This window comes from Ideonella alba, from assembly GCF_018069845.1.
Lineage (GTDB): Bacteria > Pseudomonadota > Gammaproteobacteria > Burkholderiales > Burkholderiaceae_C > Ideonella > Ideonella alba.
This window is the reverse complement of the sequence record NZ_JAGQDD010000005.1, coordinates 32781-55217: the sequence shown is the minus strand read 5'-3', so window position 1 is coordinate 55217 and position 22437 is coordinate 32781. Positions and strand designations below refer to the sequence as shown.

Below are 22437 nucleotides of genomic sequence, written 5' to 3'. Positions count from 1 at the left end.
GCCGCCGGTGGCTTGGAACTTGCCTCGACACCGCCGAACCCTGGAACCAGGAACCCGACCGGAGACATCCCCCGACATGCTTGCCGCCCTGCCCCAAGCCCACGGCACCGCCGAACCCCAGGCCCTGGACCTGATCTTCATCGAAGGCCTGCGCGTGCAGACCGTGATCGGCATCCACGACAGCGAACTGCATCGCCCGCAGCCGCTGGTGATTGACCTGCACGCCGGCGTGCCGCACGCCGACGCCTGCGACAGCGACCGCATCGCCGACACCATCGACTACAGCGTGGTGCGTGAACGCCTGCACGGCCTGATGCTTCACCATGGTGTCACGTTGCTCGAAGCACTGGCGGAGCAGATTGCGCAGATGCTGATCCACGATTTCGGTGCCCAGTGGGTGCGGGTCAAGGTGGTGAAGCCGAACAAGTTCGAGGACCTCGATGCGGTGGGCGTGCAGATCGAGCGCCGCGCCGGTGCCGCCTCGTCGCGCGCCGCCGGTGGCCGCAGTGCCCAGGTGCTGCGCTGGATCGGCTCGGGCATGGTGCCGGCCAAGTCCTGAACGGCTCACCCTGACGCCTCCGGGCCCTGCAGATGCGGGGCCCTTTTTCATCGGCAAGGAGCGCGCAGGGCGCAAAAAAGAACCGGTCAGCGGTGCTGACCGGTCATGCAACCCGGATGACCCCCGGGCGCTCGCAAGGCCCCCTTGCGTGCTCGCAACGCAGGCCGCGCCTGCCAGACAGGCGGCGGCCTCAAGCAGGTCAGTTGGCGGCGAACGGGTGCGACGCGCCACCCTTCTTGGCCACCACTTCCGCGGCGGTCGGCGTGCCGGCGACGGCGCGCTTGATCGACTCCTTGACCGCAGCGTAGTTGTAGTCCTGGATCTTCTTGTCGTCTTCGGCCAGCCAGTGGATGAAGACGCCGACCGAGATGAACAGGTTGTCGGCTTCGTCGGCGGGGATGGTGCCATCCTCGACGCAGTCGGCCACCGCCATGGCGACGCCACGCTGGGCCGGGCCGAACATCTGGACGGCCTGCTTGGCGCCCTTGATGGTGACCTTGTTGAACATCACGGTTGCCGGCTTGCACAGCAGGTTCGGGGCCACCACCGCCAGCAGCGAGGTGAAACCGTCCTTGTTGTTGGTCAGGCAGTTCGCGAACGCGGTTTCAGCGGCGCTGCCACGCGGGCCGATGATGAGGTCGATGTGAGCCACCTCATTGCCATCGCCCACGAGCGATTCGCCCACCAGCATGCGATCGATCTTGGCCATATTGTCAGTCTCCTGTGCTGTTCCTGTGTTGACGACGCCGGGGCTCATCCGCCGGCGCTGGTCAACATGGAATCACGTTCCATGCCACGTCGGGGCGCCAGGCGCCCCGGGCTATCCCTAGGGTGCCCCGCGGCGGTCGATCAGACCGTGCAGGAACAGCGTGGCCACGGTGAGATCGGCGCTGGTGCCGGGGTTGATGCCCTGCTGTTTCAGCTGCTCATCCCAGGCGCGCCAGCCCGGATCGGCGTCCAGACTGCGCCCGGCGGCGGGGCGCTGCAGCCACCGACTGGCATCGTTCATGACACACTGTGCCACCGCCGCACCGTGCTTGCGGACAATATGTGCATCGGGCGCCGAGGCCAGCCAGGCCAGGAAGACGCGCTGCACCGCCTCGGCGGCGGCGTCTTCGCGCGGACCCTGCGGCGCACCCACGCCCAGGTCGGCCCCGCCCAGCGCGTCCAGGCCCAGGCTGAACAGTTCGGCAAAGCCGTCGCGGTACTGGCGGGCAATGCGGTCGCGGTCAGCGGCCAGGCTCATCGCGGCGCGCAGGTCCAGCGTGGGTTCCTGGTGCACGTCCTCGTCGTCGGCATGGCCCAGACCGCCCGGATTGGCCCGGCGGATGGCGCGGTAGGCCGCGGCGCTGTCCTGCGGCGTCAGCTCGGCCAGCACTGCGCCCAGCGCCAGGCGCAGCGCGGTGTGATCGGCCGCACCGGCGGGCAGGCACCGCCAGGCCTGGGCCAGCGGCACGCACAGCAGCACGATGCCCAGGTTGGTGTTGCAGCCCACCCGCGCCCAGGTGGCGTCGACCGCCGCCTCGATGCCCTCGCCCACCGACCCGCCCGGACGGGCCAGCGCGGCGGCCGCGGCGTCGGCACTGTCCAGGAACTGCGCGGCCGTCATGCGGTGGCCGTCGCTGGCATGGCTGACGTTGCCGGGCTTGCGGGCGGCCACGTCCCAGGCGCAGGCGCGGCGCCAGGCGGCCTCGATGCGGGCGCTCATGGCCCGCCCCGGCCTGCGACAGGCGCCCGCTGGCGGAGCGGGAGGGGACTCATGCGCGCCGCGCGGCGCTGCGATCGGCGCAGCGTCGCGCCAGCAGGTCGTCCACCAGCGCTTGGGCGATGGAGAAGCCGGTCACCCGCTGCAGACCCTGCCAGGCGGCGATGCCGTTGACCTCCAGCACGGTCAGACCGTCCCGGGTGGGCAGGATGTCGACACCGGCATAGTCCAGACCCAGCGCCGCCGAGGCGCGCTCGGCCAGATCGGCCAGCTCGGGCGTCAGCGCCGCCGCCACCGGCCGCGCGCCCTGCTTGATGTTGTGGATCCAGTGGCCGCTGACGCGCTGCATGGCCGCGCGGGCCTGGCCACCGATCACCAGCACGCGCCAGTCGAAACCCGGCTCGGACAGCGGTGGCACCCAGCGCTGCAGGTAGGCCAGGCCGTTGAAGGGCGGCCCGGCCAGGCTGGGCAGTGGCTCGAAGCTCCCCTCGACCTGGCCCACCCGCACCAGACCCCGCCCCTGCGAGCCGAACAGCGGCTTGAGCACCAGCGCGTGGCCGGCCGCGGCCTCACGGGCGACGATGCGGCGCGTCACGGCCTCGCTCTCCGAGGTCCAGGTGGGCGGTGTGGGCAGGCCGGCGGCGTGCAGCAGCAGCGTGGTCATCGCCTTGTCCACGGTGCGCTCGATCGCACGGGCATCGTTGTAGACCGGCACACCCAGCTCACGCAGCACGTGCAGCACGCCCAGGCGCTGCGTGACCTGCTCGAAGCTGCCGCCGGCGATGCCGCGCACGATCACCGCCTCGGGCAGCGCGCGCTCGAAGCCAGGCAGGCGCAGGCCGTGGTGCGAGGCGCTGGTGTCGATGCCGCAGTCGGCCAGGTCCAGGCAGCGGCCCTGGGCGCCGCGTGCGCGCAGCGCCGCCTGCAGCTGGCGGGTGTGCCAGCCGACCTCGTCGGTCATGATCGCCACGCGCATCGTCATGCTCAGGCCGCCTCGCGCCAGCCCTGCAGCAGCACCGGCATGTCCAGCCGACCGGCCTCGAAGCTGCGGCCACTGGGCAGGTGCTGCACCACCACCGCGGCCGGAGCGAACAGCGCCGGATCGATCTTGTAGAAGTCGTAGCCGGCGGCCGAGAAGATGTCGGCGAAGGGCTTGCCGTAGTCGCGCGAGGTGCCCGAGGGCAGGCGCTGGGCCAGCGACCGCGCCGCCTCGACCTCGCCGTTGACCGACAGCGTGACCAGGCCACCGTAGAGGATGGCGTCGTTGGTGCGGCCCATGGCCTGCGCACCGTCGGCGGTGGGCGACGGCAGCGGCGCACTGGCGGTGCCGTCGACGATGTCGTCCAGCGCAAACCCCAGCTCATGCGCCTTGTGCAGCGCCACCTCCAGCACCCGGGCCACCACCTGGGTGGTGCCGGCGCGGCTGCTGGTGGGGGTGAGCACGATGGTCAGCGCCTCGGGCGCCAGGCCGGTGTCGCGCAGCACCTTGTCGATCACCACCCGCGGCGGCGCGCGATCGACCTCCAGCACCAGCACGCCGCTGCCAGCGGCATCACGCCAGGCCAGCTCGTCGAACAGCTTCTCCTTGGCTGCCAGCGCCCGTGCCGGGCCGGATCCCAGGGCAAAGAACTTCTTGCCGCCAGTCTCCTCCTTGCTGGCGGCCAGGCTCCAGCCGGCGTACTGGCTGCCCAGGCAGGCCAGCACGGGCTGCGGGCTGCTGACCTGCAGCCAGTTGGCCCAGCCGTGGCGGCCGTCGGTGACCAGCGAGACCTCGCCCAGGCCGCCCATGCAGATGCGACCGATGAGCAGGCCCGCGGCGATGCTGCCCGGGGCGTCGATGCCGGCGTCCACGATGCAGGTACCGCGCTCGTCGCGGGTCCAGCACACGCCCAGGCGCTCGGCGTCCTGCAGCAGTTGGGCCACCAGGGGCACGGCCAGGTCGTTGGGGCTGGGCCAGGCGCGGTGGCTGGTCGTGGAACTCATGCGGGGGTCTCCAGGGTCGAGGCCAGTGCGGCGCAGCGGGCGTCAAGTTGGCGGCGCAGCGCCGCTTCGTCGTCGGCCTCGGCACTGACGGTACACACAGGGGCGCCGGCCGGCAAGCGCATCGCGGCCGACGGGCGGTCATGGACATCCGGCTGGCGCGCCCACCGCGCCACCGTGGCGGCGTCAAGCTGGGCGTCATGCGCCAGACGCAGCAGTTGCAGCCCGCGCAGGCGCGGCGGCTGCCAGGCCGCCACCTGGGCCGGCGCCGGCAGGCGGCCATGCAGGCAGGCCTGCAGGTGAGCCCGCACCAGGCCGCCCTGGGGCGCATACAGGCCGGCACTGGCTGGCCAGCGGGGGTTGACCTCCAGGACCCAAGCGCTGTCCTCGTGCCAGATGAAATCGACCCCCACCACGCCGCGCAGCTCGAAGGCGGCGGCCAGGCGCTCGGCCACGCCCTGCAACAGGCTGCTCGCGCGGCCAGGCAGGCCCACCGGTCCCAGCACGCCGCCATAGGCAAAGGGCTGGCCCGCCTGCGGCTGGTGCCACTGGCGGTTCAGGCCCAGCACGCAGGCGCGGCCGGGCGCGGCGCACAGCAGGGTCATCGACATCGGCGCGCCGTCCTGCCAGCGCTGCCAGTACCAGGGGCCGTCGGCCAGTTCGGCCGCAGCCGTGTCGGCCGGTTCGGCCGCCGTCACATCGGCCGGCTGCACATGCTCGCCGCCGCGGCTGCCGCCGCGCTTGCGCAGCCAGCCCAGCGCCGGCACGGGCCGCTGGAACACCACCTCCGGGTGGGCGATGCCCCAGGCGTCCAGGCGCTCGAAGAAGGCCCGTGGATCGGCCAGCCGGCGCCAGCCCTGGGCCGGCGTGCCCAGCAGCGGGCACAGCGCGCTGCCGGCCTCCAGCAGGTCGGCGCGGTCCTCGAAGCCGCTGCCGGGCCACCAGCCGGCCAGCTCGTCGCGGCACCGTGCCAGCAGCGCCAGCAGGCGCTCGCCGTCGATCTGCGGCCGCGCCGGGTCGCCCAGCGGGCGCCAGGCCTCGGCCGCCTCGCAGGTGTCGGCGTCACCGAACAGGTCCAGCGCCAGCACGCGCAGGCCGTCGCGCCGGGCCGCCTGCGCCGCCGCCCGGACCGACAGGCCCGCCAGCGCCAGCGGACCGTGCACCGTCATGCCTGGCGCAGCAGGGCCCGCGCGGCCTCGAAGGCCTCGGCGAAGCCCAGCACGACCGGCTCGGCGGATTCGTTCATCGAGCGCAGCAGGCGCTGCTGGGTCTGGTACTTGACGTTGCCGATCGCCAGTGCGCCCAGGCCGCGGGCCTGGGTGCCGGCCACCGGCGTGCCCTTGTCCATCACGCCCACCCCGGCGATGCCTTCAGGCGGCACGGCGTTGACGTCGGCGGCCACCTTCAGCCGCGTGGCCGCCGTCAGGTCCTCGGCCGAGACCACCTGCACGCCCGCAGCGGCCGTGGCCAGGATGACATCGGCGTCGGCGATCGAGCGGCGCACCGCGTCGCGGTCACCCCCCGAGATGCCATGCAGCGTGACGCCGAAGCGCTGGCCGGTCTGCTGCGCCGCCTCTTCGGCGACGTCGATGCCGTTGCGGCTGGACAGCGCCACGTTGGCGCCCGCCATGGCCGCCATCACGCCGGCAATGCGGCCGACCGGGCCGGTGCCGCCCAGCACCACCACGCGCTGGCCCGTCAGGCCGCCCGCCCCCATCGCGACCAGTTCGGCCTCGACCGCCGCCACCATCGCCGCGGCGGTGGTGTACGAGCCGCTGGGATCGGCCATCAGCGAGACCGTGAACGGCGGCACCATCGCCTGCTGCGCCCGCTCCAGCATGTCGGCCGCCAGCACCGCGTCGCGGCCGCCGATGAAGATGGCGGTGCGCGCCAGGCCCTTGGGGCTGCGCGAGAAGATTGCGTCCTGGGTCAGGCCGCGCACCGCGTCGAGCGTGACATCGGTGTAGGGCGCCAGCACCTGGTAGCCGGCATCAGCGGCCATGTTGACATCGAAGGGGCTCATCTGGCGGCCCGGGGTGAACATGTGCAGGATGTAGGGACGTTCCATGGCTCAAGGGGCGCGTGGGAGCGCCGCGACAGTCGTTGAAAGCGGTCAGTGCAGGCGCCAGGGCGCCTGCTCGGTCTGTTGCCAGCGCCACAGGCTCTCGGCGCTGGGTCGGCTGGGTGCACGGTGGGCGGTGTCAGCGCTGTCGCTGACCAGGGCGCCATGGTCGCGCGGACGCACCATCACCAGCTGCAGGCCCTGGGCCAGCGCACCCGCCGCGCGGGCCGCGGCGATCAAGGCCTGGCCATGCTCGGGCCGGCTGACGAAGGCGAAGGACGTGGGGCCCCAGGAGCTCTGGCCCACCCCCACCGGCTCGCTGGTGAAGGCCGGGGCATGCGCCTCGAGCCAGCGCATCAGGCGGCCGATCGCGGGTCGGGTGTAGGCCTCGCCGTCCTGCGCCGGCGCGAAGTGGTCGCCGACGATCTGCTGGATCCGGCCCACGCCCATCGCAAAGGCCAGGAAATCCCCCTGGGTGGCGCCGGGCAGCACACGCATCAGCGTCTGGTGACAGATCTCGGCCGCGGCCGCGGCCGGCAGCGGCGCCAGCCGGGCCAGCGCGGCGCGTTCTTCGGCCCCTGACAGGCCGCGCGCGCCCGGCTCGATGGCCAGCAGCACCCGCCAGTTCGGCGGCAGCGCCACCCGCGCCAGCACGGGCGCCGGCTGACCATCGGCGCCCGGCCCGCCGTCCAGCAGCAGACCGCCCTGGTCGAAGCCGCCGATGCCGATGCCCGAGCGCAGGCCCCGGCCCAGGCCATGGGCCAGCGTGGCGGTGGACAGGCTCAGCTGGTGCCAGCGGGCAAAGGCCCGCCCCACCGCCAGCGCCAGCTGGGTGCCCGAGCCCAGGCCAGCATGCGCCGGCAGCACCCGGGCCAGATGCAGGTGCAGCGGCGCGGGCTGGCCGGTGCGCAACTTCAGTGCTGCCAGATGGGCCTCTGCGCGGGGCAGTTCGGCGCGGGCCTCGGGGGTGTCGGCGGTGAAGAGGTCGGTGGCGCCCGGCGCAGCGCGCAGCTCCACCCGGGTGACCCAGTCGTCCAGCACCAGGCCCAGGCTGCCGAAACGACGCCCCAGCGAGGCGGACGGATCCAGAAAGCCCAGGTGCAAGCGCCCAGGTGCGTCGACGCTGACGAGGCGGGGCGTGGCGGGGTCGGCGGACGCGGTCATGCACAGACGGTAAGCAAAGGGTGTTCCCATGCGCTCAGGGATGTCCCGCGGTGGCCATCCACGCCCGGCGGCAGGCCGCCCGCGGGCCCGCCGGCCACCCCGCCCCGCGGCCGCCCGCCTGACCCGCGGCGGGGACAATCTGTCACGCCTTGCGGCGGGCCCGCCAGGCGCCCAGCAGGGCCAGACCGCCGGGGATGAAGATCATCGCCCAGATGATCTTGTCCAGGTTCTCCTTCACCCAGGGCAGGTGGCCGAAGAAGTAGCCGGCGCTGGTCACGCCCACCACCCACAGCGTGCCGCCGGTGACGTCGAAGAAGGTGAAGCGGCTGCGGGTCATCTGCGCCACCCCGGCCACGAAGGGCGCGAAGGTGCGCAGGAACGGCATGAAGCGGGCGATGACGATGGTGATGCCGCCGTAGCGCTCATAGAAGGCGTGCGCCTGGTCGAAGGCGCGGCGGTTGAAGAAGCGCGAGTTCTCCCACTGGAAGACCTTGGGGCCCAGCGCCCGGCCGATCGTGTAGTTGCTCTGGTTGCCGGCCACGGCCGCCACCAGCATCAACGGCACCGCCAGCTGGTACTGCATCAGGCCGGCGCCACACAGCGCGCCCACCACGAACAGCAGCGAATCGCCCGGCAGGAAGGGCATCACCACCACGCCGGTCTCGACGAAGATGATCAGGAACAGCAGGGCGTAGACCCAGGCGCCGTACTGGGTGACGAACTGGGCAAGGTGAACGTCGACATGCAGCACGAAGTCGACCAGCAGGGCAAGCAGATCCATCCGCCGCATTATCGCCAGCGGCTCCGTGGCAACCCTGATGCCCAAGCCGGCAGGCGTTACCGACACTGGACCCAACGCGCCGTCTGTCCGGCGCTGATTCACCAAGGAACACCCACGCATGTGGCGACGACGGGAGGCGGCCCTGGCCGCGTTGGCGGCGGCCTGGCCCGCCTGGAGCCGGGCGGCCGAGCCGGGTGTCAGCGAGCGCGAGATCCTGATCGGCCAGAGCGCCGTGCTCAGCGGCCCGCTGGGGCTGTCGCTGCAGATGTTCAATGCCGGCGCCGCGCTGGCCCTGGCCGATGCCAATGCGCGCGGCGGCATCGGTGGCCGGCAGGTCCGGCTGGTCTCGCTGGACGACGAACTCAAGCCCGACCAGGCCCAGCGCAACTACCGCACCCTGCTGCAGGACCCGGGGGTGTTCGCCTTCTTCGGCGGCGTCGGCTCGGGCACGATCGCCGCGGTCACCCCGCTGCTGCGCGACACCGGCGTGCCCCTGGTGGGCAACTTCGCGGTGGCCGACAGCGTGCGCCAGAAGGCGCGCGGGGCGGCCTACTTCATCCGCGCCGGCTACGGCCGTGAGGCCGAGAAGCTGGTGCAGCACCTGAGCACGCTGGGCGTCGAGCGCCTGGCGGTGGCCCATCTGGACAACCCGGGCGGCACCGAAGTGCTGGCCCTGGTCCAGCAGGCGCTGAAGAAGCGCAGCGGCAAGGACCTGCTGGGGGCGGTGGCCGTGGGCAATGACGGCAGCCAGCTGGCCCAGGCGGTGGACACCCTGGCCAGGCTGGATCCCCAGGCGGTGGTGATGTTCCTCTCGGGCCCGCCGGTGGCCCAGCTGATGGAGGGTCTGTGGGCCAAGGGCCGCAGCCCCAGCTTCTACGGCATGTCCACCGTGGCCGGCGAAAAGGTCGCGGCCACGCTGGGCGCGCGGCTGCGCGGGCTGGCGATCTGCCAGACCGTGCCCTACCCCTGGAGCGGCGCCGACCCCACCGCGCGCCAGTTCCAGCAGCTGTGCGACGCCGCCAAGACCCCTGTGAGCTACACCAGCTACGAGGGCTACCTGAACGCCCTGGTGCTGCTGGAGGCGCTGCGCCGCTGCGGCAAGGAGCCCACCCGCGCCGGCCTGCACACGGTGATGCGCGGCTTCAAGGGCCGCGTCGGCGGGCTGGACCTGGACTTCAGCGATGACGCCACCGGCTCGCGCTTCGTCGAGCTGGTGCAGGTCAATGCCCAGGGGAAGTTCCTGCGCTGAGGCGGCTTTCTACAATCCGGCGATGACCGAGACCGCCGCCCCGCCCCGCCGCCCGATCCGCGAACTGCCCGACGAGCTCGTCAGCCAGATCGCCGCCGGCGAGGTGGTCGAGCGGCCCGCCTCGGTGGTGCGCGAGCTGGTGGACAACGCGCTGGACGCCGGCGCCACGCAGGTCACGGTGCGCCTGGTGGCGGGCGGCATCCGCGCCATCGTGGTGGAGGACGACGGCTGCGGCATTCCGCCCGAGGAGCTGCCGCTGGCGCTGCGCCGTCATGCCACCAGCAAGATCCGCACGCTGGAAGAGCTGGAAGGCGTGTCGACGATGGGGTTCCGGGGCGAGGCACTGGCGGCCATTGCCTCGGTCTCCGAGACCGCCATCGTCAGCCGCCCCGCCGACGCCGCCCATGCCCAGCGCCTGGACGCCCGCAGTGGCGAGCTGGCGCCGGCGGCGCGCGCCCAGGGCACCAGCATCGAGGTGCGCGAGCTGTTCTTCAGCACGCCGGCGCGGCGCAAGTTCCTGAAGAGCGAAGCCACCGAGCTGGCCCACGCGGTGGAAGCCGTGCGTCGCCACGCGCTGGCCCGGCCCGACGTGGGCTTCGCGGTCTGGCACGAGGGCAAGCTGGTCGAGCAGTGGAAGCGCGGCAGCCACGAGCAGCGCTTTGCCGACATCCTGGGCGAGGACTTCCTGGCCCAGAGCCGCGCGATGGACGTGCAGGCCGGCCCGATGCGCCTGATCGGCCGCGTCGGCCTGCCCGAGGCCGCCCGCGCCCGCGCCGACCAGCAGTTCTGCTATGTCAACGGCCGCTTCGTGCGCGACAAGCTGGTCCAGCATGCGCTGCGCAGCGCCTATGAAGACGTGCTGCATGGCCAGCGCCAGCCGGTCTATGTGCTGTTCATCGACATCGACCCCACGCGGGTGGACGTCAACGTTCACCCGACCAAGATCGAGGTGCGCTTTCGCGATTCGGGCGAGGTCTACGCCGCGGTGCGGCGCGCGGTGACGCAGGCGCTGGCCGCGCCGGGCGGTGCGGCGCCGATCGTGGCCGCGCCCGCGCCGATCACCCTGCCCGAGACCCTGGTGGCCGGCAGCGGCTTTCGCTTCGCCGGCCTGCCACCCACCGCCCATCAATCGCGCCTCTCGCTGGCCGATCTGGGCGCGCTCTACGCCCCCGAGCCGCGGACCCCGCTGCCGGTCGAGACCGGCGCGACGCGGCTGCTGGCCGCTGAACCCAGCGCGTCGGTGCCCGCGCCAACCCCTGAACACGACTGGCCGCTGGGCCGCGCGCTGGGCCAGCTGGCCGGCGTCTACATCCTGGCCGAGAACGCCCAGGGCCTGGTGGTGGTCGACATGCACGCGGCGCACGAGCGCATCGTCTACGAACGCCTGAAGGCCGCGGCCGACCAGGCGGCGCTGGCCGCCCAACCGCTGCTGATCCCGGCCACCTTCGCCGCCACGCCCACCGAGGTGGCCACCGCCGAAGCCCGCGCCGACGAACTGCAGGCGCTGGGCCTGGACCTGTCCGCGCTGGGCCCGGGCCGGCTGGCGGTGCGCAGCCGCCCGGCGGCCCTGCCCGACGCCGACCCGGTGGAGCTGGCGCGTTCGGTGCTGCGCGAGCTGACCGAGCTGGCCGAGGCGGATGCCGGCCACCTGCTCACCCGCGCCCGCGACGAGCTGCTGGCCACCATGGCCTGCCACGGCGCGGTGCGCGCCAACCGCCGGCTGACGCTGGAGGAAATGAACGCCCTGCTGCGTCAGATGGAGGCCACCGAGCGGGCCGACCAGTGCAACCACGGCCGCCCGACCTGGCGGCAGGTGTCGATGAAAGAGCTCGACGCCCTGTTCCTGCGCGGTCGCTGAGACAATACGCGATTGGGCCCGCCGCGGCCCCGCCCCGACGAAGGTTCCCGATGCGTTCCGAACGCGACATCCAGCGCAAGCCGCGCCGCGCCGCAGCCAGCCCGGCCGCCACGCCCGACACACCCGCCCCGACCGAGCCCACCGTGGTGGTCGACCCGGCCGTCAAGGTCAGCTACGCGCCCCGCAGCGAGGGGGGACCGCGTGGTGACGATCGTCGCCCGCCGCACCACGATGGCCGCCCGCCCCGCCGCGACGATCGCCGAGATGAGCGCCGCAATGACCGGAACACCGCGCCCCGCGACGACCGCCGCGGCCCTCCGCAGGGGGATCGGCGCGACGGCCCGCGCCCCGAGTGGCGCGATGGTCCGCGGCCCGAGCGGCGTGATGGCCCCCGCCCTGAACGACGTGATGGCCCGAGGCCGGAACGGCGCGACGGCCCACGGCCTGAAGGTCGCGAAGGCGCCCGGGCCGAACCCCGCGGCCCGCGCCGCGAGGAACGCGACCCCCGAGCCGAGCGCGGCGACCGCCCGGGCCGCCCGCCCAACCCGCGCCCGCCGCGCGAGGCGCGGCCAGAGGGATGGCCCGAGGGGCGCGACGAGTTTCGCCCGCGCACCGACCGCCCGCGCCGCGACCCGGCGGCCGGTGAGCGAGTGGTGCCGCCTCGCCTGGCGCCCGAGGGCGCCGGCGAGCGCCTGTCCAAGGTCCTGGCCGAGCGCGGCCTGGCCTCGCGCCGCGAGGCCGACGAATGGATCGAGGCCGGCTGGGTGAAGGTGGGCGGCCAGATGGCCACGCTGGGCCAGCGCGTGGCGCCCGACGCCGCGATCGAGATCGACCCCGCCGCCCGCACCCAGCAGGCCAAACGGGTGACGATCCTGCTGCACAAGCCGATCGGCTATGTGTCCGGCCAGGCCGAGGACGGTTATGAGCCCGCCAGCGTGCTGGTCACGCCGGCCAACCACTGGGCCGACGACCCGGCGCGCAAGCCCTTCCATCCGGGCCATGCGCGCGGCCTGGCGCCGGCCGGTCGGCTGGACATCGACTCCACCGGCCTGCTGGTGCTGACCCAGGACGGCCGCATCGCCAAGCACCTGATCGGCGACGACTCGACCGTCGAAAAGGAGTACCTGGTGCGGGTGGAATACACCCGCGGCGAGCAGCTGCCCGAGGCCGACCTGCAGCGCCTGAACCATGGCCTGGAGCTCGACGGCGTGAAGCTCAAGCCCGCCAAGGTCAGCTGGGCCAACGAAGACCAGTTGCGCTTCGTGCTGCGCGAGGGCCGCAAGCGCCAGATCCGCCGCATGTGCGAGCTGGTCGGGCTGAAGGTGCTGGCGCTCAAACGGGTACGCATCGGCTCGGTGGTGCTGGGCAAGCTGCCGGTGGGTGAGTGGCGCTACCTGCGTGACGATGAACGCTTCTGAGGTGGCGGCCCCGCTGAACGCCGCCGCCCGCGCGCTGCCGCCGCAGGTGGTGGTGCTGGCGCTGGCCCTGCTGCTGGGCATGCAGCCGATCACCACCGACCTCTATCTGCCGGCGCTGCCGCTGCTCAAGGCCGGCCTGGACGCGCCGATGGAGCGGGTGCAGATGACGATGGCCGCGCTGCTGCTGGCCTTTGGCGCCGGCCAGCTGGTGATGGGCCCGCTGTCCGACCGCTTCGGCCGCCGGCCGGTGCTGCTGGGCGGGCTCGCGCTGCATGCCGCCGGCGCGGCCGGCGCGGCGCTGGCTGGCGACATCGTCGTGTTCATCGCGCTGCGCGCGGTGCAGGGCGTGGGGCTGGCGGCCTCGGTGGTCTGTGCGCGGGCGATGGTGCGCGACCTGTTCGAGCCGCACCAGGGCGCCACGGTCATGAGCCAGGGCCTGTCGGGCCTGGGAGTGATCGCCTTTGCCTCGCCCACCGTGGGCGGGCTGCTGGCCGCCTGGGGCGGCTGGCGCAGCTCGATGACGGCGCTGTCGCTGTGCAGCGCGGCGATCCTGGTCTTCGTGATGCTGAAGCTGCCCGAGACCGCGCCGCGCCGCGACCCGCAGGCCACCGCGCCCGGCCCGCTGCTGCGCCGCCTGGCCGAGATCGCCGCGCACCCGGGCTTTCGCGCCTGGGCGCTGCTGGTGGCCAGCACCTATGCCGGGCTGTACGTGCTGCTGGCCGGCACCTCCTTCGTCTACATCGGCACGCTGGGCATGAGCACCGCGCAGTACGGCGTGACGCTGGCCACCTGCTCGCTGGCCTACATCGCCGGCACCTTCCACTGCCGGCGCCTGCTGCCCCGGCGCGGTCTGGCCGGTGCGGCCTGGGTGGGCGGCTTCTTCACACTGGCCGGCGGGCTGTCGATGCTGGCGCTGGGCCTGGCCGATGTGCGCTCGGTGCCGCTGGTGATCGGCGCGCAGTGGCTGTACAGCTGGGGCCATGGCTTTCACCAGCCCTGCGGCCAGGTGGGTGCGGTGGCGCCCTTCCCGCGCGCCGCGGGCACGGCCTCGGCGCTGGCCGGCTTCATCCTGGCGCTGGTGGCCTTCGGCATGGGCCTGTGGCTGGGCCGCGCGCTGGACGGCTCGCTGGCGATGCTGGGCTGGGGCGTGGCGGTGCCGGCGGCGGTGACCGCCCTGATCGCCTGGACGCTGGTGCGCCGGCATGGTGAACCCGGCCATTGACTGGGTCGGCCTGGCCGGGCCGACCGCCTCGGGCAAGACCGCGCTGGCGCTGGCGCTGGCCGAGCGGCTGCCGCTGGAGGTGGTCAGCGTCGACTCGGCCCTGGTCTACCGCGGCATGGACATCGGCACCGCCAAGCCCAGCGCGGCCGAGCGCGCCGCGGTGCCGCACCACCTGATCGACCTGATCGAGCCGACCGAGGCCTACTCCGCCGCCCGCTTCGTGCAGGACGCCACCCGGCTGATCGCCGAGATCCGCGCCCGCGGCCGCCTGCCGCTGCTGGTGGGCGGCACGATGCTGTACTTCAAGGCGCTGATCGACGGCCTGGACGAGATCCCGGCCAGCGACCCGGCGATCCGCGCCGCGCTGGACGCCGAGGCGGCCGAGCGCGGCTGGCCGGCCCTGCACGCCGAGCTGGCCCAGGTCGACCCGGTCACCGCCGCGCGCCTGCACGCCACCGATGCCCAGCGCATCCAGCGCGCGCTGGAGGTGTGGCGCCAGAGCGGCCGGCCGCTGTCGGCCTTCCACACCGGCCCGCGCTCCCGCGGTCTGACCCACCAGCTGATCTCGCTGGAGCCCGTGGACCGCGCCTGGCTGCATGCCCGCATCGGCCAGCGCTTTGCCCAGATGCTGGACGCCGGGCTGCTGGACGAGGTGCTGGCGCTGCGCGCGCGCGGCGACCTGCACCCGGGCCTGGCCTCGATGCGCTGCGTCGGCTACCGCCAGGCCTGGGAGGCGCTGGACGCCGGTCTGGCGGGCGCGGCGCTGCGCACCGACGTGGCCATCCGGGGCGCGGCCGCCACCCGCCAGCTGGCCAAGCGGCAGCTGACCTGGCTGCGGGGCATGGCGCGGCAGGCGCTGCCGATCGACCAGCTGGACGCGACCGCGCTGTGCCAGGCCGCGCTGCAAGCGATTTCGCCTTAACCAAGATCAAGTGCAAGGCGGCGTCAACGGCTACAGTGCCGCATGCCCGTCACCCTCTACCAACACGGCAGCCACAAGTGCCTCATGTTCACCGACCTGGCCGATGACCATGCGGCGGAGGCGGTGCAGTCCAACCAGTTCCTGGTCGTCAACGACGACACCGGCGCGATCATCGACCCGGGCGGCAACCTCGCCTACAGCGAGCTGTACCTGACGATGACGCAGCACTTTCCGCCGCACAAGCTGTCGGCGATCGTGGCCTCGCACGCCGACCCGGACATCATCGGCTCGCTGGACCGCTGGACCACGTCCACGCAGGCCAAGATCTACGTCTCCACCATCTGGGAGCGCTTCGTGCCGCACTTCTGCAAGCCGGGCAAGACCGCCGGCCGCGTGGTGGGCATCCCGGACAGCGGCATGCGCATTCCCATTGGCAACAGCGAACTGGTCGCGCTGCCGGCGCACTTCCTGCACGCCGAAGGCAACTTCCAGTTCTACGACCCGATCAGCAGGATTCTTTTCTCGGGTGACCTGGGTGTGTCGCTGGGCGGCGGCCAGGACGCCAAGCAGCCGGCCACCGCGCTGGCGCCGCTGCTGCCGCGCATGGAGGCCTTCCACCGCCGCTACATGGTGTCGAACAAGGTGCTGCGCCTGTGGGCCGACATGGTCGAGCCGATGGCGATCGACATGATCGTGCCGCAGCACGGCGCGCCGCTGGCCGGCCCGGCGGTCAAGGAGTTCATCGCCTGGGTGCGCACGCTGGCCTGCGGCATCGACCTGGTCGGCCCGCAGACCTACCGCGTGCCGGCCTGATCGGCGCGGCCCTCAGCTGCGCGCGGCCGGCGCCGTTTCGCCCGAGGGGCGCGGAATGATGGGGGCGGCGCGCACGCAGTTGCGGCCGGCGTCCTTGGCCAGCTCCAGTGCCGCCTCGGCTTCCTGGATCTGGGCGTCGAGCGAGGCCTGGTTGACATGCACCGCCGACACACCCACGCTGACCGTGACCACCAGGTGCGACTGCTCCCAGCGGAAGGCCGCGCCGGCCACCTGCTGGCGGATGCGCTCGGCGGCGTCCAGTGCGCCCAGCGGGTCGGTGTGGGGCAGGAAGACCGCCAGTTCGGCGCCGCCGAAGCGGCCCAGCAGGTCGGACTGGCGCAGCGTGGCGTTGACGCGGCGGGTGACCTCCAGCAGCACGGCGTCGCCGCAGCGCAGGCCCAGGCCGTCGTTGATGCGCTTGAGGTGGTCGGTGTCGATCAGCAGCAGCGCGCCGTCATCGCCGTAGCGGCGGCAGCGTGACCACTCGCGCTCGGCCAGGCGCAGGAACTGGCGCCGCGAGCTGACACCGGTGAGGTCTTCGTCAAGCATCAGCATCTCGCGCTGCTGCTGTGATTCGGCCAGCGCCCGCGCCAGGTGCAGGGCCACCCCGCCGGCCAGCAGCGCCGGCACCAGGGCCAGCACACCGGCCAGCACCGCGGTGCCCCAGCTCATGCCATCGAGCAGCACCAGCAGCGTGGCCACCGCCAGCGCCACGGCCAGGCCGACGCTGAGCTCGAAGATCCACGCCCCACCGGTGCCCAGGCGGATGGCCGCCAGGGCCAGGCGTTGTGTCAGCGGGGTGGCGGTGGACGAGCGGGTCAAGATGCGACGGTCGTTCGTGGACGAGGCAGACATTGCATCACAAAGCCGTGGCGCTGTGGCGATCTCGGCGCGCCCCCGCGTGACAAAGGCAACGGCCGGCGCGCCGGCGCCGGTCTTGCCCGGCGTCAAGGCCCGCACCGCGCCGGTGCACGACACTGCGCCCCAGGCGCCCACCCGGCGCGAGACAAGGAGACCATGAGCCCGACCGCCGCCCCCCTCGTGATGGATGACCTGGACCGCGCGGTGGACGCGGTGCTGGACCGGGTGAGCGGCGACATCGTGCTGGGCATCCCGCTGGGCATCGGCAAGCCCAACCCCTTCGTCAATGCGCTCTACCGCCGGCTCAAGGCCCAGGACACGCGGCGGCTGCGCATCGTCACCGCGCTGTCGCTGGAGAAACCGGTGGGCAAGAGCGAACTGGAGCGGCACTTCCTGGCGCCGCTGGTCGAGCGCGTGTTCGCCGACTACCCCGACCTGGACTACGTGAAGGACAGCCGCGCCGGCACCCTGCCCGCCCACATCGAGGTGCGCGAGTTCTTCCTGAAGACCGGCGACTACCTGGGCAATGCCGCTGCCCAGCAGGGCTACATCAGCACCAACTACACCTTCGTTGCCCGCGACATGGCGCTGCAGGGCATGAACGTGATCGCCCAGGCGGTGGCCAGCGACGGCGAAGGCGCCCACTGGCAGCTGTCGCTGTCCAGCAACCCCGACCTCACCTTCGAGATCGCCGAGCGCTACGCCGCCCAGGGCCTGCCGCTGCTGAAGGTGGGCGTGGTCAACCAGCGCATGCCCTTCATGCCCAACCATGCCGAGGTGGGGCCGGACTTCTTCGACATCGTGGTCACCGACCCACGCGGCACCCACGAGCTGTTCGCGCCGCCCAATGGCAAGGTCAGCACCGCCGACTATGCGATCGGCCTGCACGCCTCCAGCCTGGTGCGCGATGGCGGCACGCTGCAGATCGGCATCGGCTCGCTGGGCGATGCGATCGCCCAGGCGCTGATCCTGCGCGAGCGCCAGGGGGCCGACTACCGCCGCATCCTGACCACGCTGTGCCCCGACGGTCTGGACGGCCGGGAGACCGGCCGCTTCGAGCAAGGCCTCTACGGCTGCTCGGAGATGTTCGTCAACGGCTTCCTGCAGCTGATGGAAGCCGGCATCGTGCGGCGCGAGGTGTTCGATGACGCGGTGCTGCAGGAGCTGATCAACGCCGGCCGCATCCCCGACCTGGCCGTCACCCCCGACACGCTGCGGGCGCTGCAGGCTGCCGGGCGCATCGACTCGCCGCTGCGCCAGCGCGACCTGGAGTTCCTGGGCCGCTTCGGCATCCTGAAGGCCGGCCTGCGGCGCGAAGGGCATGAGCTCGTTGACGGCGACACCCGCCTGCGCAACGACCTGGACGATGCCGACGCCTTCGAGGCGATCTGCTCGGCCTGGCTGGGCACGCGGCTGGCGCATGGCGTGTTCATGACCGGCGGCTTCTTCCTCGGCCCGGGCGACTTCTACGAGCGCCTGCGCCACCTGCCGCGCAGCCGGCTGGCGAAGATCGACATGACGCGCATCGACTTCATCAACCAGCTCTACGGGCAGCACCGCGGCGAGATGGAGTTGAAGCGCGCCCAGCGCCGCCAGGCCTCGTTCATCAACACCACGATGATGGTGACGCTGCTGGGCGCGGCGGTGTCCGACGGCCTGGAGAGCGGTCAGGTGGTCTCGGGCGTGGGCGGCCAGTACAACTTCGTGGCGATGGCGCATGCGCTGCCCGACGCACGCTCGATCCTGATGCTGCGCGCCACCCATGAACACCGGGACGGCCTGAAGAGCAGCATCGTCTGGTCCTATGGCCACGCGACCATCCCGCGCCACCTGCGCGACATCGTCATCACCGAGTACGGCGTGGCCGACCTGCGCGGGCAGTCCGATGGCGACGTGGTCAAGCGCCTGATCTGCATCGCCGACTCGCGCTTCCAGGACGAGCTGATCCGTGCCGCGCAGTCGCACGGCAAGCTGGAGGCCGGCTGGCAGGTGCCCGAGGCGCACCGCCACAACCTGCCCGCCACGCTCGACAGCCGACTCCACCCCTGGAGCGAGGCCGGCGCCCTGCCCGACTTCCCCTTCGGCACCGACCTGACCGCCGACGAGCTGCACATCGTGCGCGCCCTCAAGCGCCTGAAGAAGGCCACCGAGCATCCGGTGGATCTGGTGCGGCTGGCGCTCAAGGCGCTGTGGGAGAACCGCGAGGCGCCGCCCGCCTATCTGCAGCGCCTGGGCCTGGACGAGGCCACCGACTTCAAGCAGCTGTTCATCCGCAAACTGTTCGCCGGCAACCTCTGAGCGCCGAACCAGGAGGCTTGACGGCTGCTGAAAGCCGGCCTAAAGTGATATCACTTTGATCTGATATCCAGGAGACCTTCATGGACCGCTCGGAGCACGTCGAACGCTCGGCGACCACCACCAGTGGCTACCCCATCGTGCTGCTGATCGCGGGGCTCGCGGGCACCGCGGCCTGGCAGGTCTTCCCGCTGGCCGATGACCGCGGGTCGTTCCTGGTCATGGGGGTGTCGGTGGTGCTGGCGGTCCTTCTGGCCTCGGGTCTGTACATGCTGCAGCCCAACACCGGCGCGCTGCTGATGCTGTTCGGCGCGTACCAGGGCACCGATCGCCGCGAAGGCCTGCGCTGGAGCAATCCGCTGCTGCTCAAGCGCACCGTGTCGCTGCGCGCCCGCACGCTCAACATGAGCACCCTGAAGGTCAATGACAAGCGCGGCAACCCGGTCGAGATCGCCGCGGCCGTGGTCTGGCAGGTGCATGACACCGCGCAGGCCAGTTTCTCGGTGGATGACGTGGAGCGCTTCGTCGCCTTGCAGGCCGAGAGCGCACTGCGCCACCTGGCCTCGCGCTACGCCTATGACGACGGCGACGCCGACGCCGACGCCGGCCAGGAGCCCACGCTGCGCGGCAGCCTGGACGAGGTGGCGCAGGCGCTGCAGGCCGAACTGCAGCAGCGCTTCGGGCCGGCCGGCGTGCGCGTGGTGGACGCCAAGTTGACCCATCTGGCCTATGCGCCCGAGATCGCCCAGGCGATGCTGCGGCGCCAGCAGGCCGAGGCGGTGATCGCCGCGCGGACCAAGATCGTGCATGGCGCGGTCAGCATGGTCGAGGCGGCGCTCAAGGGCCTGTCCGAGCGCGAGATCGTGCAGCTCGACGACGAGCGCAAGGCCGCGATGGTCAGCAACCTGCTGGTCGTGCTGTGCTCGGACAAGGACACGCAGCCGATCGTCAACACCGGCACGCTCTACAACTGACCCCCGGTGGAGAGCCGCCATGAACCCGCGTCTGATCGATGCGCTGCTGCTGGCCACGGTGGCCGCAGCCGCCGCCGCGATCTGGGGGACCGGCCTGGCGCTGCCCTCGCAGATCGCCACGGGTTTCGGCGCGCTGGGCGAAGCCACCGGCTACGGTGAGCGCAACCGGCACCTGTGGATGATGACGCTGCTCGCCGTGGGCCTGCCCCTGCCCCTGGGCTACGGCATGGGCCTGCTGGCCGGGCGCGAGGGCCAGCGGCTGAGCATCCCCCAGAAGGCCTACTGGCTGGCTCCCGAGCGCCGCGCTGACACGCTCGCGGCCATGGGGGTGCGCGCCAAGGTGATGGCGACGCTGCTGGCCGCCTATCCGCTGGGCCTGCACCTGCTGATCGTCCAGGCGCAGAAGCTGCAACCACCGCACCTGCCGCAGGGCCTGATGCTGGCCCTGCACGGCGCGCTGATCCTGGGCATGCTGGCCTGGGTGGTCGAGTTGAACCTGCGCTTTGGTCGCACGCGCTGAGCCAAGGGAGTCGCCATGAACCTGCTGATGCTCAAACTGTCCGTGGCCGTGCTGGCGCTGTGCGGCGTCGCTGTCATGGCCGGACACGACCTGCTGCCCGCCTGGAGCACGCCACGCCTGATGGGGGCGGCCGTGCTGCTGGCGCTGTGCGTGCTCGCCACGCTGGCCCTGCTGGCCTGGCTGACCGGCACACTGGCGCAGGCGCTGCTGCGCCGGGGCGCACGCGACGCCGCCTGGGGCTGGTTTTCAGAAGATCCACCCGGCCTGGGTGACCGGCGCAAGCACTGATGGCCAGCCCCGGCAAGAAGAGCTATCCGCTGCGCATCGACCCTGCGCTGTGGGCCGAGATCGAGCGCCTGGCCGCGCAGGAACTGCGCAGCGCCAACGCGCAGATCGAGTTCCTGCTGCGCGAGGCGCTGGCGCGGCGCGGCATCAAGCCGGCGCCGCCGCCCCGGCCCGCGCCCGGGTCCTGATCAGTGCGCGCCGGCGGCGTCGGCCGGCGGCGCCTGGCGCGGTGGCCGGCGCGCCACCCAGACCAGCGCGATCAGCGCCAGGAAGATCATCGACGAGGCCAGGAAGATGTCGTCGGCCGCGCGGGTGTAGGCCTGCTGGTCGACCAGGCGATTGATCTGCGCCAGCGCCTGCTCGCGCGACAGCCCGGCGGCCTGCAGGTTGGCCAGCGTGCCGGCCAGCGCGCCGCCCTGCCCGCTGCCCAGCGCCTCGCTGAGGTGGGCGTGGTGCAGGGCCGCGCGGTCGTCCCACAGCGTGGTCGAGATCGAGGTGCCCATCGCCCCCGCGGTGATGCGGGTGAAGTTGGACAGGCCGGCGGCGGCCGGGATGCGCTCGGGCGGCACGCCGGCCAGCGTCAGCGTGGTCAGCGGAATGAAGAACATCGCCATCGCCGCGCCCTGCACCAGCGTCGGCACCATGATGTGCACCAGGTCGGTCTGGATGGTGAACTGCGAGCGCACCCACAGCACACCGGCAAAGATCACGAAGGCCACGCTGGCCATCCAGCGCGGATCCCACACCGTGACCTTGCGACCGGCCAGCGGTGTCAGCAGGATCGCCAGCAGTCCCACCGGCGCCAGCGCAAAGCCGGCGCTGGTGGCCGTGTAGCCCATCCACTGCTGCAGCCACAGCGGCATCAGCACCACATTGCCGAAGAACAGGCCGTAGGCGATCGACAAGGTGGCGGCGCCGAACACGAAATTGCGCCGCTGGAAGAAGCGCAGGTCCACCACCGGGTGCTCGGCGGTGAGCTCCCAGACGATGAACACCGCCAGGCCCACCACCGCGGTGACACCCAGGGCAACGATCAGCGGCGACGAGAACCAGTCCAGCTCCTTGCCCTTGTCGAGCATCAGCTGCAGCGAGCCCACCCACAGCACCAGCAGACCCAGGCCCACGGCGTCGATCGGCAGCTTGCGGATCGTGGTCTCGCGTTTGCGGTAGATGGCCCAGGTCAGGCCGGCCGCGAACAGGCCCACCGGCACGTTGATGTAGAAGATCCAGGGCCAGCTGATGTTGTCGGTGATCCAGCCGCCCAGCAGCGGCCCGACCACCGGCGCCACCAGCGTGGTCATGCCCCACAGGGCCAGCGCCAGCCCGGTCTTGTGCGGAGGGTAAGTGGCCATCAGCAGGGTCTGCGACAGCGGGATCATCGGCCCGGCCACCAGGCCCTGCAGCACGCGGAAGGCCACCAGCCACTCCAGCGAGGGTGCGAAGCCGCACAGCCAGCTGGCCAACACGAACAGCAGCACCGTGGCCACGAACAGCCGCACCGCGCCGAAGCGCTGCACCAGCCAGCCGGTCAGCGGCACCGAGATCGCGTTGGCGATGCCGAAGCTGGTGATGACCCAGGTGCCCTGGCCCGGGCTCACGCCCAGGTCGCCGGCGATGGCCGGCAGCGAGACATTCGCGATCGACGAATCGAGCACGTTCATGAACGTCGCCAGCGACAGCGACAGCGTGCCCAGCAGCAGCGGTGTGCCGCTCAGTGGCGGCGGCCGGGGCGGCAGGCCCTGCGGCGCGGCATCTTCGGCCATGGCGCC

General features: G+C 72.3%; 22 protein-coding genes. 12 read left to right on the top strand and 10 right to left on the bottom strand.

What is annotated here, in order from left to right; all coding sequences use genetic code 11:
* Positions 1 to 76: 76 nt before the first annotated feature.
* Entirely contained in the window at positions 77 to 559 is a 483-nt protein-coding gene (gene folB / locus KAK03_RS09205) for a dihydroneopterin aldolase (RefSeq protein WP_210853634.1), read from the top strand.
* Positions 560 to 758: 199 nt separating this feature from the next.
* On the opposite strand, the gene fae is transcribed toward folB, so the two are convergent.
* The 8 genes from fae to KAK03_RS09165 form a co-directional block, all read right to left on the bottom strand.
* A complete protein-coding gene (gene fae / locus KAK03_RS09200) occupies positions 759 to 1268 on the bottom strand; it encodes a formaldehyde-activating enzyme (protein WP_210853831.1) in 510 nt (169 codons plus the stop codon).
* Positions 1269 to 1385: 117 nt separating this feature from the next.
* Positions 1386 to 2267 carry a triphosphoribosyl-dephospho-CoA synthase gene (locus KAK03_RS09195; protein WP_210853632.1) on the bottom strand — a complete coding sequence of 294 codons (882 nt, stop codon included), beginning with the start codon at positions 2265 to 2267 and terminating at the stop codon, positions 1386 to 1388.
* A gap of 49 nt (positions 2268 to 2316) precedes the next feature.
* Positions 2317 to 3240, bottom strand: a complete 924-nt coding sequence (locus KAK03_RS09190; RefSeq protein ID WP_375140975.1) for an ATP-grasp domain-containing protein — start codon at positions 3238 to 3240, stop codon at positions 2317 to 2319.
* A gap of 8 nt (positions 3241 to 3248) precedes the next feature.
* Positions 3249 to 4247: a methenyltetrahydromethanopterin cyclohydrolase gene (gene mch / locus KAK03_RS09185; protein WP_210853628.1), complete on the bottom strand. Its 999-nt coding sequence runs from the start codon at positions 4245 to 4247 to the stop codon at positions 3249 to 3251.
* A complete protein-coding gene (locus KAK03_RS09180) occupies positions 4244 to 5413 on the bottom strand; it encodes an ATP-grasp domain-containing protein (RefSeq protein ID WP_210853626.1) in 1170 nt (389 codons plus the stop codon). The genes mch and KAK03_RS09180 overlap by 4 nt, the downstream gene beginning before the upstream one ends.
* Positions 5410 to 6312, bottom strand: coding sequence for an NAD(P)-dependent methylenetetrahydromethanopterin dehydrogenase (locus tag KAK03_RS09175; RefSeq protein ID WP_210853624.1), 903 nt, complete (start codon positions 6310 to 6312; stop codon positions 5410 to 5412). Before KAK03_RS09175 ends, KAK03_RS09180 begins: the two co-directional genes overlap by 4 nt.
* Before the next feature lie 45 nt (positions 6313 to 6357).
* Positions 6358 to 7470, bottom strand: a complete 1113-nt coding sequence (locus KAK03_RS09170; protein WP_210853622.1) for a beta-ribofuranosylaminobenzene 5'-phosphate synthase family protein — start codon at positions 7468 to 7470, stop codon at positions 6358 to 6360.
* Between the two features lie 142 nt (positions 7471 to 7612).
* On the bottom strand, positions 7613 to 8251 hold the full coding sequence (locus tag KAK03_RS09165; protein ID WP_210853620.1) for a DedA family protein: 639 nt from the start codon (positions 8249 to 8251) through the stop codon (positions 7613 to 7615).
* A gap of 118 nt (positions 8252 to 8369) precedes the next feature.
* Between KAK03_RS09165 and KAK03_RS09160 the strand changes: the two genes are divergently transcribed.
* The 6 genes from KAK03_RS09160 to KAK03_RS09135 are packed head-to-tail and all read left to right on the top strand — an operon-like array spanning position 8370 to position 15733.
* Positions 8370 to 9500, top strand: a complete 1131-nt coding sequence (locus tag KAK03_RS09160; RefSeq protein ID WP_210853618.1) for an ABC transporter substrate-binding protein — start codon at positions 8370 to 8372, stop codon at positions 9498 to 9500.
* 22 nt (positions 9501 to 9522) lie between these two features.
* Positions 9523 to 11358 carry a DNA mismatch repair endonuclease MutL gene (mutL, locus tag KAK03_RS09155; RefSeq protein WP_210853616.1) on the top strand — a complete coding sequence of 612 codons (1836 nt, stop codon included), beginning with the start codon at positions 9523 to 9525 and terminating at the stop codon, positions 11356 to 11358.
* A 50-nt stretch (positions 11359 to 11408) separates the two neighbouring features.
* Complete coding sequence (locus KAK03_RS09150) at positions 11409 to 12776, top strand: pseudouridine synthase (protein WP_210853614.1); 1368 nt, start codon at positions 11409 to 11411, stop codon at positions 12774 to 12776.
* Positions 12763 to 13998: a Bcr/CflA family efflux MFS transporter gene (locus KAK03_RS09145; RefSeq protein ID WP_210853612.1), complete on the top strand. Its 1236-nt coding sequence runs from the start codon at positions 12763 to 12765 to the stop codon at positions 13996 to 13998. Before KAK03_RS09150 ends, KAK03_RS09145 begins: the two co-directional genes overlap by 14 nt.
* A complete protein-coding gene (gene miaA / locus KAK03_RS09140; RefSeq protein WP_210853610.1) occupies positions 13979 to 14920 on the top strand; it encodes a tRNA (adenosine(37)-N6)-dimethylallyltransferase MiaA in 942 nt (313 codons plus the stop codon). The genes KAK03_RS09145 and miaA overlap by 20 nt, the downstream gene beginning before the upstream one ends.
* 42 nt (positions 14921 to 14962) lie before the next feature.
* The gene (locus tag KAK03_RS09135) at positions 14963 to 15733 is read left to right on the top strand and encodes an oxygen-binding di-iron domain-containing protein (protein WP_210853608.1); all 771 of its coding nucleotides are present in this window, start codon (positions 14963 to 14965) and stop codon (positions 15731 to 15733) included.
* A 12-nt stretch (positions 15734 to 15745) separates the two neighbouring features.
* Here KAK03_RS09135 and KAK03_RS09130 read toward each other — a convergent pair whose 3' ends face one another.
* Positions 15746 to 16555: a GGDEF domain-containing protein gene (locus KAK03_RS09130; protein ID WP_210853606.1), complete on the bottom strand. Its 810-nt coding sequence runs from the start codon at positions 16553 to 16555 to the stop codon at positions 15746 to 15748.
* Positions 16556 to 16750: 195 nt separating this feature from the next.
* Between KAK03_RS09130 and KAK03_RS09125 the strand changes: the two genes are divergently transcribed.
* From KAK03_RS09125 to KAK03_RS09105, 5 genes are all read left to right on the top strand, one after another.
* Complete coding sequence (locus tag KAK03_RS09125) at positions 16751 to 18892, top strand: acetyl-CoA hydrolase/transferase C-terminal domain-containing protein (protein WP_210853605.1); 2142 nt, start codon at positions 16751 to 16753, stop codon at positions 18890 to 18892.
* Between the two features lie 80 nt (positions 18893 to 18972).
* Positions 18973 to 19863, top strand: a complete 891-nt coding sequence (locus tag KAK03_RS09120) for an SPFH domain-containing protein (protein WP_210853603.1) — start codon at positions 18973 to 18975, stop codon at positions 19861 to 19863.
* Positions 19864 to 19882: 19 nt separating this feature from the next.
* The gene (locus KAK03_RS09115; RefSeq protein WP_210853601.1) at positions 19883 to 20383 is read left to right on the top strand and encodes a DUF1648 domain-containing protein; all 501 of its coding nucleotides are present in this window, start codon (positions 19883 to 19885) and stop codon (positions 20381 to 20383) included.
* Between the two features lie 15 nt (positions 20384 to 20398).
* On the top strand, positions 20399 to 20671 hold the full coding sequence (locus KAK03_RS09110; protein ID WP_210853599.1) for a hypothetical protein: 273 nt from the start codon (positions 20399 to 20401) through the stop codon (positions 20669 to 20671).
* Positions 20671 to 20856: a type II toxin-antitoxin system antitoxin gene (locus KAK03_RS09105; protein WP_210853597.1), complete on the top strand. Its 186-nt coding sequence runs from the start codon at positions 20671 to 20673 to the stop codon at positions 20854 to 20856. The genes KAK03_RS09110 and KAK03_RS09105 overlap by 1 nt, the downstream gene beginning before the upstream one ends.
* Here KAK03_RS09105 and KAK03_RS09100 read toward each other — a convergent pair whose 3' ends face one another.
* Positions 20857 to 22431 carry a DHA2 family efflux MFS transporter permease subunit gene (locus tag KAK03_RS09100; RefSeq protein ID WP_210853595.1) on the bottom strand — a complete coding sequence of 525 codons (1575 nt, stop codon included), beginning with the start codon at positions 22429 to 22431 and terminating at the stop codon, positions 20857 to 20859. It lies immediately after the preceding gene.
* Between the last annotated feature and the right edge of the window lie 6 nt (positions 22432 to 22437).